This window comes from Streptomyces sp. NPDC002156 (genome assembly GCF_053593675.1).
The window spans coordinates 1-13,544 of record NZ_JBSFDA010000106.1 but is presented as its reverse complement, the minus strand read 5'-3'; the positions used below and the strand labels follow the sequence as shown (position 1 = coordinate 13,544).

Sequence of the window (13,544 nt, the reverse complement as noted above, 5' to 3'; positions counted from 1 at the left end):
CGGCGTCAGCCGCCGCTGACGTTGGCCGTCAGCAGGCGCAGCAACTGCTTGGCCAGCGCGTCCTGTTCGGCCGTGAGGCCCATCGCGTCGCCGATGGCGCCAGGCACCCAGCCCGCCCGGTCGCGCATCGCGGCGCCTGCCTCGGTGAGGCGGAGGGCGACCGAGCGCTCGTCCTCCGCCCGCCGCTCGCGCCGCAGCAGACCGTTCCCCTCCAGGCGCTTCAGCAGCGGGGAGAGGGTGCTGGACTCCAACTGGAGGGCGTGGCCGAGGTCCCGTACCGAGATCGAGTCCTGCTCCCACAGCACCAGCATCACCAGGTACTGCGGATAGGTCAGCCCCAGCTCGTCCAACAGCGGCCGGTAGCGGGCGGTGACCGCCCGGGAGGCCGCGTAGAGGGCGAAGCAGAGCTGGTCGTCGAGGAGCAGGGAGCCCTCCTGTGGTGGTGCACTTCCGGGTGCGCTCACGGTAGGGCTCCTGGTCTCCTCGTTGTCCTTGGTCGGTTCCGTGTCCGCATGACGCCGTGCACGGTGATTTCCACCCTAACGTTCACGTCCTCCCGATTCCATAGCGCGCCAACAAATAGAGGTCGAATAAGTAGCGCACGATCTAATCGAGCGCTACTCTTCTGGTGTGCCGCCGCTCCCCGGCGAAACCCGCAGGTGGAGCCTTGCCCCGGCACCCGATCCGAGGAGATCGTCATGACGACCGACACCCGCCCCGTCCTCGAACCCGCCGCCGCCGGCTTCGCCGAGGCGACCGCGAATCCGCCGTACCTCTTCGACCTCGGCCCGGTCGAGGGCCGCAAGACGGTCGACGAGGTGCAGTCGGGCGAGATCGACAAGCCCGCCGTCGACGAGGAGTGGGTCACCGTCCCCGGCGGCCCCACCGGAGAGGTCCGGGCGCGGATCGTCCGCCCGGCCGGTGTCCAGGGCGTACTGCCCGTGATCGTCTACATCCACGGCGCCGGCTGGGTCTTCGGCAACGCCCACACCCATGACCGTCTGGTGCGCGAACTGGCCGTCGGCGCCCGGGCCGCGGTCGTCTTCCCCGAGTACGACCTCTCGCCCGAGGCCCGCTACCCGGTCGCGATCGAGCAGAACTACGCCGTCGCCCGCTGGATCGTCTCCGACGGCGCCGACCACTACCTGGACGCCACCCGGATCGCGGTCGCCGGTGACTCCGTCGGCGGCAACATGGCCGCCGCGCTGACCCTGATGGCCAAGGAGCGCGGCGATGTGCCCCTCGTCCAGCAGGTCCTCTTCTACCCGGTGACCGACGCCGCCTTCGACACCGGCTCCTACCACCAGTTCGCCGAGGGCTACTTCCTGCGCCGGGACGCCATGGAATGGTTCTGGGACCAGTACACGACCGACGCGTCCGAGCGCGCCCAGATCACCGCGTCCCCGCTGCGCGCCACCACCGCCCAACTCACCGGCCTGCCCCCGGCGTTGGTCATCACCGCCGAGGCCGACGTCCTGCGCGACGAGGGCGAGGCGTACGCGAACAAGCTGCGCGAGGCCGGCGTACCCGTCACCGCCGTCCGCTACCAGGGGATCATCCACGACTTCGTGATGCTCAACGCCCTGCGCGGGACGCATGCCGCCGAGGCCGCCATCGGACAGGCGATCAGCACTTTGCGTACGGCACTCGGCACCGCCTGAGCCCGTAAGCCTGGAGGACGGCCGGGTCACATGGCGTCGAGGTAGTCCCGCAGGATCTGGGAGCGGGACGGGTGGCGCAGCTTGGACATCGTCTTGGACTCGATCTGACGGATCCGCTCGCGTGTCACGCCGTACACCTGGCCGATCTCCTCCAGGGTTCTCGTCCGGCCGCCGGACAGGCCGTAGCGCAGGGAGATGATCCCGGCCTCCCGTGGCGTCATGTCCGCGAGGATGGACTGGATCGTCTCCTGCAGCAGCAGGAACGTGACCATGTCCATGGGTGTGACGCTGTCGCGGTCCTCGATCAGGTCGCCGAACTCGCCGTCGCCGTCCTCGCTGAGGGCGGTGTGCAGCGAGACGGGTTCCCTGGTGTAGGCGGCCAGTTCGGGCAGCCGCTCCACGTCGACGCCCGCCTTCTCCGCCAGCTCCTCCGGGGTGGGTTCCTTGCCGAGGTCCTGGATCAGCTCGCGGCGGGTGCGGGCCACCCGGTTGATGACCTCGACCAGATGGACGGGGATCCGGATGGTCCGGCCCTGGTCGGCCAGTGCGCGGGAGATCGCCTGCCGGATCCACCAGGTCGCGTACGTCGAGAACTTGAAGCCCTTCGCGTAGTCGAACTTCTCGACGGCCCGGATCAGACCCGTGTTGCCCTCCTGGATCAGGTCCAGGAACAGCAGCCCCCGGCCCGTGTAGCGCTTGGCGACGGACACGACCAGCCGGAGGTTCGCCTCGATGAGGTGGGACTTGGCGCGCTCCCCGTCCGCGGCGACGATCTCCAGCTCCCGTCGGAGCACGGCGTCCTCGGGCGGCTCCTCCAGCAGTTTGTGCTCGGCGTACAGCCCGGCCTCGATGCGTTTCGCGAGGTCGACCTCCTGGTCGGCGCTGAGCAGCCGGACCCGGGCGATGAGCCGGAGATAGTCCCGCACCTGGTCGACCGAACCTCCCGCGTTGCTGAGCCGGGGGAGGGGAGCATCGCTCTCGTCCTCGGTGGCCGGGTCGAACACATCGGTCACCTCGGTGTCGGTCGCCATCGTGCTCACTTCCTCTCCAGGAGTGCACGCAGGAACGTCCCTGTATGAGAACGAGCCTCGGCCGCCACGTGTTCCGGAGTGCCCTGGGCAATCACCCGGCCGCCACCGGTCCCTCCCTCCGGGCCCATGTCGATCACCCAGTCCGCCGTCTTGACGACATCGAGGTTGTGCTCGATGACGACGACCGTGTTCCCCGCGTCGACGAGTCGATGCAGTACGGCCAGCAGCCGGCGGACGTCGTCGACGTGCAGCCCGGTCGTCGGCTCGTCCAGTACATACAGTGTGCGCCCCCGCGTACGGCGCTGGAGTTCGGCGGCGAGTTTGACCCGCTGTGCCTCGCCGCCGGAGAGGGTGGTGGCGGCCTGGCCGAGCTTCACATAGCCGAGGCCGACGTCGTGCAGGACGCCCAGATGCCGGGAGATGATCCCGTGCCCGTCGAAGAAGGCCAGACCCTCCTCGATCGTCAGGGCGAGGACGTCGGCGATCGACTTCCCCTTGTAGTGCACGTCCAGGGTCTCGCGGTTGTACTGGGCCCCCTGACACACCTCGCACGGCACATACACGTCCGGCAGAAAACTCATCTCGACCTTGATCGTGCCGTCGCCGAAACAGTGCTCGCAGCGCCCGCCCTTGACGTTGAAGGAGAACCGGCCCGGCAGATAGCCGCGCACCTTCGCCTCCGGGGTCTGCGCGAACAGCTTGCGGAGGTGATCGAACAGGCCCGTGTACGTCGCCGGGTTGGAGCGCGGGCTGCGGCCGATGGGGGACTGGTCGACCTGTACGACCTTGTCGATCTCCTCGATCCCGGTGATCGTCCGATGCCGTCCCGGCACCTGGTGGGCCCGGTACAGGCGTTTGGCGAGGGCCGCGTGGAGGATGTCGTTGACCAGCGTCGACTTGCCCGAACCGGAGACACCGGTGACCGCGACGAACTGCCCGAGCGGGAACGACACCGTGATGTTCCGGAGGTTGTGCTCGGAAGCGTCGTGGACGGTGAGTTCACGGCCCTCGGTACGCGGTCTGCGCGTCGCCGGGAGCGGAATCCGGCGGCGGCCGGAGAGATACGCGCCGGTGAGAGAGGTGGGGTGCGCCAGCAGCTCCTCCGTACTGCCCGAATGGACCACGCGTCCGCCGAGTTCACCGGCGCCCGGACCGATGTCCACGACCCAGTCGGCGATCCGCACGGTGTCCTCGTCGTGCTCCACGACGATCACCGTGTTGCCCCGGTCGCGCAGCCGCAGCAGCGTCTCGATCAGCCGCCGGTTGTCGCGCTGGTGCAGCCCGATGCTGGGCTCGTCCAGCACATACAGCACCCCGACCAGCCCGGCACCGATCTGCGTCGCGAGCCGGATGCGCTGCGCCTCCCCGCCCGACAGACTCGCGGCGGGCCGGTCCATCGACAGATAGTCGAGCCCGACGTCGAGAAGGAAGCGGAGCCGCTCACCGATCTCCGCCAGTACGGCTTCGGCGACCCGGAGTTCCCAGCCTTCGAGCGTCAACTTACCTATGAACAGGGCCAGTTCATCGATCGGCAGTGCGGTCAGCTCGGCGATGTTCCGGCCGCCGACGGTGACGGCCAGTACGCTCGGCCGCAACCGCGCGCCCGCGCAGGCCGGACACGGCACCTCGCGCATATAGCCCGCGAACCGCCCCTCGCCGTCCGCCTCGGCATGCCGGCGCCGGATGTGCGGCACGACCCCCTCGAACCGGGTGAGATGCGAGCGCTCGCGCCCGAACCGGTTCCGGTAGGCGAGGTGCAGCTGCCCCGGGGTCCCGTGCAGCACGGACTTCCGTACGGCGGCGGGGAGTTGGCGCCAGGGCGTGGCGGTGCTGAAGCCGAGTTCGGCGGCCAGCGCTTCGAGGAGGCGGGTGAAGTAGTCGGCGCCGCTGGTGTTGGTCCAGGGCGCGATCGCCCCCTCGGCGAGCGACAACTCCTCGTCCGGTACGACGAGTTCGGGGTCCACCTCGGTACGGGCGCCGAGGCCCGTGCACTCGGGGCAGGCCCCCCAGGGCGCGTTGAAGGAGAACAGCCGCGGCTCCAGCGACTCCAGGTCGATGTCGTGGGCGCGAGGGCACGCCATCCGCTCCGAGAACCTCGACTCCCGCTCGGGAACGGCGGCTTCGAGGTCCACGAAGTCGGCCCAGACGACACCGCCTGCGAGACCGAGCGCCGTCTCGACGGACTCCGTCAGCCGCTGCCGTACCCCCGGCTTCAGCGTCAGCCGGTCCACCACGACCTCGACGGAGTGCTTGACGCGCTTGTCCAGCGCGGGCGTTCCGCCCGACAGCGGCAGGGTGACGCCGTCCACCCGGACCCGGCTGAAGCCGTCGGACATCAACTGGCGGAAGACCTCGGCGTGTTCGCCTTTCCGGTCCCGGACGACCGGGGCCAGCAGCTGGACGCGCGCACCCTCGTGCCGCTCCAGCAGCCGGTCCACGATCCGCTGCGGGGTCTGCCGGCTGACCGGCTCGGCGCACACCGGACAGTGCGGGCGGCCGACCCGGGCGTACAGCAGCCGCAGATGGTCGTAGACCTCGGTGATCGTGCCGACGGTGGAGCGGGGATTGCGGCCGGTCGTCTTCTGGTCGATCGCGATGGCCGGCGACAGGCCCTCGACGACATCGACATCGGGTTTGTCGAGCTGCCCCAGGAACTGCCGCGCGTACGCCGACAGCGACTCCACATAACGCCGCTGCCCCTCGGCGAAAATGGTGTCGAACGCGAGACTCGACTTCCCGGAACCCGACACCCCGGTGAATACGATCAGCGCGTCCCGGGGCAGCTCCACGGAGACGTCCTGGAGATTGTGCTGACGGGCGCCCTTGATGACGATGCGGTCTTTCACCCGTTCGACCGTAGAGGGCAGGGGGCCGTAGGGCTGCCGAATCGTTATCAACTTTTTTTGGGGCCGGGAAATCTGGATCGCCCCGTCAGCATCGCCCCGTCAGCAGTCGCGGAACTCCGGGGACTGGTTGAGGACCTGCGAGCGCAGCGAGGTGAAGCGGGCGTAGGTCTCGCCGTTCTGTGCGCCGGGGTGGAAGGCCGCGACCCGGTGGCAGTTCTGGAAGGCGAGCGCGATGCCGAAGTGCCGCTCCAGGCTGCCCCGGATCGCGTCACTGGCCAGCGCCCGCAGCAGCTGACCGCGCTCCTGCTCGGAGGGCGGCGGGGTCTGGTTGTCGGCGAACTCGGAGGTGCCGCCCTGGAGTTCGGAGGCGAGGTCCGCGATGAGGTCGTAGGCGTAGGGGAGGGAGGTGCGGACGGTTTCGACGAAGTCGTCCTCGCGGATGTCACCCTGCTCGGCTTCGGCGAGGAGCTGGGGGGAGACGTCGAGCGACATGAAGGGGGTGTCCTGTTCTTTCGATCTCACGAAGTGGGGCAGTGGGGGTGTGGTCAGGCGAGGGCGGCGGGCCCGTGCACGAACTCCGGGTCGACCTGATCGGCGAGGTCGAGGCCCGTCGCCTTGTCCGCCCACGCCTGGGCGTTGCGCAGATGGAACTCGACGGCGTGCCGCTGGAAGGTGGCCCAGTCCTTGGGGCGGGCGTCGAGCGCGTCCTTGAGCTGGTTCAGGGCGTGCCGGTTGTGCGGTTCCAACTCGCCCTGGTCGCGGCCCTGTTCGGCGGCGCGCACCCAGGAGGACTGGACGAAGTGGGTGAGCAGGTCGTCGCCGGTCTCCTCCTTGAGGAAGAGCAGGTCGTCCTCGCCGGTGACCTTGTTGCCGATCACCGCGAGCGGAATCCCGAACTCGCGGGCGTGGTCGCGGTACTGGCGGTAGACGGAGACGCCCTTGCGGGTCGGTTCGGCGACCAGGAACGTCATGTCGAACCGGGTGAACAGCCCGGAGGCGAAGGCGTCCGCGCCGGCGGTCATGTCGACGACGACGTACTCGCCGGGGCCGTCGACGAGATGGTTGAGGTACAGCTCCACCGCGCCCAGCTTGGAGTGGTAGCAGGCGACGCCCAGGTCGCTCTCCTCGAAGGCGCCGGTCGCCATCAGCGGCACACCGCCCACGCGCTCGACGTGCCGGGCGTGGATCTCGTCGTCGCCGAGCGGACGCAGCAGCCGGGAGCCACGGCCGGCCGGGGTCGTCTTGACCATGGCCTCGCGCGACTCGATACGCGGGTTGGTGCCGCGCAGGAAGTCCTTGATGTCACCGAGGTGCGCGCTGAGCGGCGGCGCGGCGAACGCCTCGCCACCGACCGGGTCGAGTGCCTCGGCGAGGTGCTGGTTGATGTCGCCGTCGATGGCGACCACGGGCGCGCCGGAGCGTGCGAGATGGCGGGAGAACAGTGCGGACAGCGTGGTCTTGCCGCTGCCGCCCTTGCCGACGAACGCGACGCGCATTACCTGGTCGCCCCTCGGCCGACGGCGGCCTCTTTGCCAGCCCTTTTGAAAATGAATGTCATGTGGCAAGTATTTATGCGGTGTCCGGGGCCCTGTCAAATCGCCTCGCCCTCAACTGAGGCGCGACGGTGTCGAGTTGGAGGCCGTTTGTTCGACGTTCCTAAATGCATATGATGTGCAGGTGCATCCATACGGCATCAGGACGGCGACTTCCGACGACCTCGACGGTGCGCGGGCCGTCATGCTCGACACCGTCTACCGCGACTTCGGGACGGGGTACGTGCCCCGCTGGCACGGCGACATAGTCGACCCCGCGTCCGCATATCTCGCGCCCGCCCGCCACACCCTCCTGGTCGCGGTCGACGAGCGCGACGCGAGCGTCGTCGCCACCGCCGCCCTCGACTCGCGCGGCCCGCTCCACCCGCCGAACCCCCTCCATGTCGCCGAGCGCTACCCCTCGGGCGCGACCGCGCAACTGCGCCGGGTGTACGTCCGTCCCGAGCATCGCAGGCGCGGACTGGCCCGGCGGCTCGTGGCCGAACTGCTGGCCTTCGCGGCGGCCGACGGCGGCTATCGCGCCGTGTATCTGCACACGGACCCCGCGGTCACCGGCGCCGAGGGCTTCTGGCGGTCGCTCGGCAAGGTCGTGCACGACGAGCGCGAGGACGCGGGTGGCGGGCAGAGCGTCGTCCACTTCGAGGTTCCGCTGGAGCTGTGATCGCAGGCGGCCCCCGGGCTGGCTACTGGAAATGATAATCATATAGGGTCCAGTTTCCGTGCGGCCTCCGTCCGTGCCGCACCGCCCCCTTCACAGAACTGAGGATCATGCGCACCCCCCGCCGTCGCCGACTGCTCGTCGGACTGCTGTTCGCCCCGCTGCTCACCGGTTGCTTCGCCTCCAGCGGCAGCGACGACGGCGACTCGTCGTCGGACGCCGGATCCGGCTCCCGGCTGAAGGTCGCGCTCGCCTTCCCGCCCGCCGAGAACTTCTCGCCGTACGGCGCCGACGCCACCCTCCTCAGTCGCCTCGGCGTCACCGAGGGCCTGACCGCCCTGGACGCCAACGGCTCCGCCGCGCCCGCGCTCGCCGAGTCCTGGACCCGCCAGGACGACCGCACCTGGCAGTTCACCCTGCGCGAGGCCACCTTCCAGGACGGCACCGCAGTCACCGCGGCCACCGTCGCCGCCGCCCTCACCCGCGCCACCCAGGCCGAGCCCGAGCCCGCCGCCCTCACCGGCGTCACCCTCACCGCGAAGGCCGCGGCCGACGGACGAATAACCGTCACCACCGCCGAGCCCGACCCTGTGCTCCCGCTGCGCCTCTCCAGCCCCGGCCTCGCCGTCCTCGCGCCCAAGGCGTTCGCGAAGAAGGGCGCCGTCGACCCGGTCGGCACCGCCACCGGACCCTTCGAGCTGACGAAGACCACCGGCTCCACCGCCGCCACCCTCGACCGCTTCGACGACTACTGGGGCGGACGCGCCCAGGCCGCCGGCATCGACGCCCGGTTCATCGCCGACGGCACCGCCCGCGCCAACGCCCTGCGCACCGGCCAGGTCGACATCGCGGAGTCGATCCCCGTCGCCCAGGCCGCCTCCCTCGACAAGGCGACCCGCCGCGAGACCGCCACGGCCCGCACCACCTACCTCCACCTCAACACCAAGTCCGGCGCCTTCAAGGACGCCGAGCTGCGCGCCGCAGCCCGCGCCGCCGTGGACACCTCCGCGATCGCCGACGGCGTCTACGAAGGCCACGCCGACGCCGGCCAGGGCATCTACGGCCCGGCGCTCACCTGGGCCGAGGGCAAGCGCGTCCAGCCCACCGGCCGAGCGAAGGCGGCGGCGCCCGACGGCACGGCCGTCACCCTCGCCACGTACGACAACCGGCCCGAACTCCCGGAAGCCGCACAGGTGTTGAAGCAGCAGCTGGAGAAGGCCGGGTTCAAGGTGACGCTGGAGGTACGGGAGTACTCGCGCCTCGAGAGCGACGCGCTGGCCGGCAAGTTCGACGCCGTCGTCGCCGCCCGCAACACCATGCTCGACTCCGGCGACCCCGTCTCCGTCCTCGCGAGCGACTACACCTCCGACGGCGGCTACAACCTCTCCCTCCTCTCCGACAAGAAGGTCGACCAGGCCGTCGCCGAGGCCGAGGGCGTCGAGGACACCGCGAAGAGGCAGGACGCGGCCATGGCGGCGGAGGCCCTGATCCTCGGTGCCGACGCCGTCGTCCCGCTGGTCCACCAGCGGATCATCACCGGCGTCGCCGCCGACGTACAGGGCGTGCTCCTCGATCCGTACGAGCGCACGCTGGTCGGTACCGGAACCCGGCGCTGACCCGTGCGGGGTCGTGTGGGCACGCTCCTGTGGCGTGCCCTGCTCGCCGCGCTGCTCGTGTGCGGGATCGGCCTGCTGCCCTGGCTGACCCGCACCGACCCGGCGCTCACCGTGCTCAAGGCCCGGTCGGCGGAACGCGAGGCCACCCCGGCCGTACTGGCCGACATCCGGGAGCAACTCGGCCTGGACGCCGGGCCGTTGCGGCTGCTGGGGGAGTGGCTCGGCGGTCTGCCGCGCGGGGACGCCGGGCGGTCCTGGATCTCCGGGGGCGAGGTCATGCCCGGGGTCCTTGAGGCCCTCGGCGCCTCGCTGCTGCTGATGGCCGTCGCACTGACCATCGCCGTTCTCGTCGCCGCCCTGGTGTGCGCCCCGACGCTGTGGAGCGCCGGGCGCCGGGGCACCGGCGGCAGCGGTTCGGCGATGGTCGCCGCGCTGCCCGAGTTCCTCACCGCGTCCGTGCTCGCCACCGTCGTCGGCGTCCAGCTCGGCTGGCTGCCCGCCCTCGGCTGGTACGGCTTCCAGTGGACGATCCTCCCTGGGCTCGCCATAGGCCTGCCCGCCGGGGCTCTGCTCGGCCGGCTCCTCGACGATCTGCTGCCCGGCGCCTTCGCCGAACCCTGGGCGCTGGCCGCCGCCGCACGCGGCATCCCGGCCCGCCGGATCGCGAGCCAGGCGGTACGCCGCTGTCTGCCCGGACTGCTGCCCAACGCGGGCCTGTTCGTCGTCGGGCTGACCGGCGGCTCGGTCGCCGTCGAGCAGATCTTCGACATCCCCGGCCTCGGCCGCACCGCCCTCCAGGCCGCCATCGCCCAGGACCTGCCGGTGCTCCAGGCCAGCACCCTCGCCCTGGTCCTGCTGGCGGCGGTGGCAGCGGGTGGAACCCGGCTGACAGCCCGACTGCTGATCGGCCCCGCCCTGCGAGACGGCGGCCTCTCCTCCCTGCACCGCCCCGGTCCGCCCGCCCGCCGCACCCCACCCCTGCTGTACGCCGGTGTACTGCTCGGCGTCGTAGCCCTGGGTCTGCCACGCGACCCCCTGGCCCTGGACACCCGGGCCCGGCTCCAACCCCCGTCCTGGACACACCCGTTCGGCACGGACGCACTCGGCCGCGACGTCCTCGCCCGCGTCGGACACGGCGCCCTCGACACGCTGCTGCTCGCTTCGGCGATCAGTGCCGCAGCGCTGCTGATCGGGCTGGTGCTCGGACTGGTGCCCCGGGTGTCCGGACCGCTCGTCGACACCGTCAACGCGATACCGCCCGTCCTCGCCGCGCTGCTCGTCACGGCGGTCGTGGGCAGCGGCGGGGCCACCCCCGCGCTCGCAGTGACCGCCGTCGCCTGGGCACCGCTGGCCGCGCACACCGCCGCCCTGCTGCGCCAGGAACGGGCCACGCTGCATGTCACGGCCACCCGGGGCCTGGGCGCCGACCGCTGGTACGTCCTGCGCCACGAACTCCTGCCCGCCGCGCTGCCCCCGGTCACCCGGCACGCCCTACTGCGCCTGCCGGCAGTCGCGTTGGCCTTGGCGGCCCTCGGCTTCCTCGGCCTCGGCGCCCAACCACCGTCCCCGGAATGGGGATTGCTCCTCGCCGAGAACCAGCCGTACGCGGAACGCGCCCCCTGGGCGGTCCTCGCCCCGGCCGCCGTACTCGCCCTGCTGGGCGCGTTGGCGGTGACCGCTGCGGGGCTCAGGGTTCGGCGGCCTCGGAGGGCGGTGCGGGCGGCTCAACCGCTTCCGGAGACACGAGAGTTGGCCCTCCAGTGACAGTCGTCGAGGGTAAGTCGCCTGCCCGGATGCGACTGTCGGCGCTGCTGCGGCTGCTGATCCTGACCCAACTCGCCTTCAACGTCGGGTTCTTCGCCGTTCTGCCCTTTCTCTCCGAGCATCTCGGGCAGGCGATCGGCATGGCCGGCTGGCTCGTCGGGTTCGTGCTCGGGCTGCGTACCTTCAGTCAGCAGGGGCTGTTCGTGGTCGGCGGCGCGCTCGCCGACCGGTACGGCATCCGGCCCGTGGTGCTCGCGGGGTGCGCCCTGCGCATCGCCGGCTTCGCCTGGCTCGGCTACGCCGACTCGACCGCGACCGTCATCGGCGCCGTCCTTCTCATCGGCTTCGCCGCCGCGCTCTTCTCGCCCGCCGTCGAGTCCGAGGTCGCCCGGCAGGCCGTGGTCTGGGAGGAGCAGGGCGGCGGCTCACGCACCCGCGTCCTCGCCCTGTTCACCGTCGCCGGACAGGCGGGCGCCTTCGTCGGGCCGTTGCTCGGCGGACTGCTGCTGTCCGTCGACTTCCGTGTCGTCTGTCTCGCGGGCGCCGGAATCTTCGTCCTCGTCCTCGCCGGGCACGCCTGGCTGCTCCCGCAGCACATACCCGGCAGGGAGCGCATACGCGCGAAAGGGGGCGTGCGCACACTGCTGCGCAACCGTCGGTTTCTCGCACTCTGCTCCGCGTACGGCGCCTATCTCCTCGCGTACAACCAGCTGTACCTCGCACTCCCCGACGAGGTCGAGCGCGCGACCGGCTCGCAGACCGCCCTGGCCTGGCTGTTCGCCCTCTCCTCGCTGCTCGTCGTGACCGCCCAACTGCCGGTCACCCGCTGGGTCGGCGACCGTCTCGCCCTGCGCCGCTCGATGGTCGTCGGCATGCTGCTGATCTCCGCCGGATTCGCCGTCGTGGCGCTGGCCAGGCCCGCGGCCTGGACCGGAACCGTCGGGCTGCTGCCCGCCGCCGGGTTCGTCGTCCTGCTCACCTTCGGCCAGATGCTGGTCGCGCCGGTCGCCCGCGCCTGGGTCCCCGACCTCGCCGAAGAGGGCCGGCTCGGCCTCTACACCGGCGCCCTGTCGTCGGTTTCCGGCCTGATCGTGCTGGTCGGCAGCTCGCTGACCGGCACCCTCCTCGACACCGGACTGCCCGCCGCCGTCCCTTGGCTGGTGCTGGCCGCCGTACCCCTCGCGGCCATCGCCGTACTGCCGCGACGGGCCTGAACCGGTGGCCGGAGGAGCACCTGCGGGGTCTGGGAGGTGCGGCGGTGGGGCATGCCGATTGGTAGCGTCACACCACCCGCGCCGACACGCGCGGGTGAGCGGCGCCGAGCAGGACCATGAACAACCGAGCACGACCAAGTACCAGTAAGCGCCAGCGACAAGTACTACCGACCGATGAAACGTACGCGTTTTCGTACAGGGGGGCCCATGGCCACGATTCGCAGGGCAGTCATTCCCGCAGCCGGACTGGGGTCCCGGCTGCTGCCGCTCACCAAGGCGACACCGAAGGAGATGCTGCCCGTCGGTGACAAGCCCGTCATCGAGCACACCGTCCGGGAGCTCGTGGCCTCCGGCATCACCGACATCACCATCGTCGTGTCCGGCGACAAGGGGCTGATCCAGGACCACTTCCGGCCCAACCCCGGCCTCGTCGACCAGCTGCGCGCCGACGGCAAGTCGGCGTACGCGGACGCCGTGGAGGAGGTCGGCGAGCTGTCCCGGCTCGGCCACATCACCTACCTCTACCAGCAGGGCCCCTACGGCAACGGCACCCCCGTCCTCAACGCCTCGCGCAACATCGGCGACGAGCCGCTGCTGGTGCTGTGGCCCGACGACGTGTTCGTCGCCGAGGTCCCGCGCGCCCAGCAGCTGATCAAGGCGTACGAGGCCACCAACTCCCCGGTCCTCGCGCTGATGCCGATGGACCCGGGCGACTCCCAGCGCTACGGCGTCCCCGTGGTCAAGGAGGACCTCGACGACGGTCTGCTGCGCATCACCGGCCTGGTCGAGAAGCCCCGCCCGCAGGACGCGCCCTCGTCGTACGCGGCCATCGGCGGCTACGTCATCACGCCCGGCATCATCGACGAACTGCGCGAACAGACCAAGCGCTGGTACGACCACCGCACCGGCGAGGTCTACCTCACCGACGCCATCAACGCCTACGCCGCCAACCGCGCCGTCTACGGCCAGGTGATCCACGGCCGCTGGTACGACACCGGCAACCCCCTCGCCTACCTCACCGCCCAGTTCGCGGCAGCGCTCAACGACCCGGAGTACGGCCCGCATCTGCGCCGCCTGGCGAAGGAACTGGAGGACGAGGAGACCGCAGGAGCCGAGTGACTCCCCGGTCTCGTCCTGGGGGCTCTGCCCCCAGACCCCCGTATCGCGCTGAACGCGCTCGTCCTCAAACGCCGGTCCGGAT

General features: G+C 70.9%; 10 protein-coding genes and 1 pseudogene. 6 read left to right on the top strand and 5 right to left on the bottom strand.

The features are described from left to right. Window positions 1-5: 5 nt before the first annotated feature. A complete protein-coding gene (locus ACWCRB_RS33170; RefSeq protein ID WP_450999588.1) occupies window positions 6-464 on the bottom strand; it encodes a MarR family winged helix-turn-helix transcriptional regulator in 459 nt (152 codons plus the stop codon). Window positions 465-698: 234 nt separating this feature from the next. Between ACWCRB_RS33170 and ACWCRB_RS33165 the strand changes: the two genes are divergently transcribed. Then, window positions 699-1,661 carry an alpha/beta hydrolase gene (locus ACWCRB_RS33165; RefSeq protein WP_450999587.1) on the top strand — a complete coding sequence of 321 codons (963 nt, stop codon included), beginning with the start codon at window positions 699-701 and terminating at the stop codon, window positions 1,659-1,661. Window positions 1,662-1,687: 26 nt separating this feature from the next. Here ACWCRB_RS33165 and ACWCRB_RS33160 read toward each other — a convergent pair. The 4 genes and pseudogenes from ACWCRB_RS33160 to ACWCRB_RS33145 all read right to left on the bottom strand — a co-directional run. Then, window positions 1,688-2,713: pseudogene (locus ACWCRB_RS33160) on the bottom strand (RNA polymerase sigma factor); the annotation flags it as partial. Then, window positions 2,698-5,538 (bottom strand): excinuclease ABC subunit UvrA, encoded by a 2,841-nt coding sequence (gene uvrA, locus ACWCRB_RS33155; protein WP_450999586.1) that lies wholly within the window; start codon window positions 5,536-5,538, stop codon window positions 2,698-2,700. The gene uvrA and the pseudogene ACWCRB_RS33160, both read right to left, overlap by 16 nt. 99 nt (window positions 5,539-5,637) lie before the next feature. Continuing rightward, window positions 5,638-6,030, bottom strand: coding sequence for an SCO5389 family protein (locus ACWCRB_RS33150; protein WP_450999585.1), 393 nt, complete (start codon window positions 6,028-6,030; stop codon window positions 5,638-5,640). A gap of 53 nt (window positions 6,031-6,083) precedes the next feature. Further along, window positions 6,084-7,034 carry an ATP-binding protein gene (locus ACWCRB_RS33145; RefSeq protein WP_450999584.1) on the bottom strand — a complete coding sequence of 317 codons (951 nt, stop codon included), beginning with the start codon at window positions 7,032-7,034 and terminating at the stop codon, window positions 6,084-6,086. A 241-nt stretch (window positions 7,035-7,275) separates the two neighbouring features. On the opposite strand from ACWCRB_RS33145, the gene ACWCRB_RS33140 reads away from it, so the two are divergent. From ACWCRB_RS33140 to ACWCRB_RS33120, 5 genes are all read left to right on the top strand, one after another. Then, window positions 7,276-7,752 carry a GNAT family N-acetyltransferase gene (locus ACWCRB_RS33140; RefSeq protein ID WP_450999608.1) on the top strand — a complete coding sequence of 159 codons (477 nt, stop codon included), beginning with the start codon at window positions 7,276-7,278 and terminating at the stop codon, window positions 7,750-7,752. Between the two features lie 107 nt (window positions 7,753-7,859). After that, entirely contained in the window at window positions 7,860-9,365 is a 1,506-nt protein-coding gene (locus ACWCRB_RS33135; protein ID WP_450999583.1) for an ABC transporter substrate-binding protein, read from the top strand. A 3-nt stretch (window positions 9,366-9,368) separates the two neighbouring features. Next, entirely contained in the window at window positions 9,369-11,129 is a 1,761-nt protein-coding gene (locus tag ACWCRB_RS33130; protein ID WP_450999582.1) for an ABC transporter permease subunit, read from the top strand. Between the two features lie 29 nt (window positions 11,130-11,158). Continuing rightward, window positions 11,159-12,343 carry an MDR family MFS transporter gene (locus ACWCRB_RS33125; protein WP_450999581.1) on the top strand — a complete coding sequence of 395 codons (1,185 nt, stop codon included), beginning with the start codon at window positions 11,159-11,161 and terminating at the stop codon, window positions 12,341-12,343. A gap of 207 nt (window positions 12,344-12,550) precedes the next feature. Next, entirely contained in the window at window positions 12,551-13,462 is a 912-nt protein-coding gene (locus ACWCRB_RS33120; protein WP_450999580.1) for a UTP--glucose-1-phosphate uridylyltransferase, read from the top strand. The last annotated feature ends 82 nt before the right edge of the window (window positions 13,463-13,544 follow it).

What these genes read in the sequence shown, in the direction of transcription:
- ACWCRB_RS33165 (WP_450999587.1), top strand. Translation starts at nt 699, where the DNA reads ATGACGACCGACACCCGCCCCGTCCTCGAACCCGCCGCCGCCGGCTTC.
- ACWCRB_RS33150 (WP_450999585.1), bottom strand. Translation starts at nt 6,030, where the DNA reads ATGTCGCTCGACGTCTCCCCCCAGCTCCTCGCCGAAGCCGAGCAGGGT.
- ACWCRB_RS33145 (WP_450999584.1), bottom strand. Translation starts at nt 7,034, where the DNA reads ATGCGCGTCGCGTTCGTCGGCAAGGGCGGCAGCGGCAAGACCACGCTG.
- ACWCRB_RS33140 (WP_450999608.1), top strand. Translation starts at nt 7,276, where the DNA reads ATGCTCGACACCGTCTACCGCGACTTCGGGACGGGGTACGTGCCCCGC.
- ACWCRB_RS33135 (WP_450999583.1), top strand. Translation starts at nt 7,860, where the DNA reads ATGCGCACCCCCCGCCGTCGCCGACTGCTCGTCGGACTGCTGTTCGCC.
- ACWCRB_RS33125 (WP_450999581.1), top strand. Translation starts at nt 11,159, where the DNA reads ATGCGACTGTCGGCGCTGCTGCGGCTGCTGATCCTGACCCAACTCGCC.
- ACWCRB_RS33120 (WP_450999580.1), top strand. Translation starts at nt 12,551, where the DNA reads ATGGCCACGATTCGCAGGGCAGTCATTCCCGCAGCCGGACTGGGGTCC.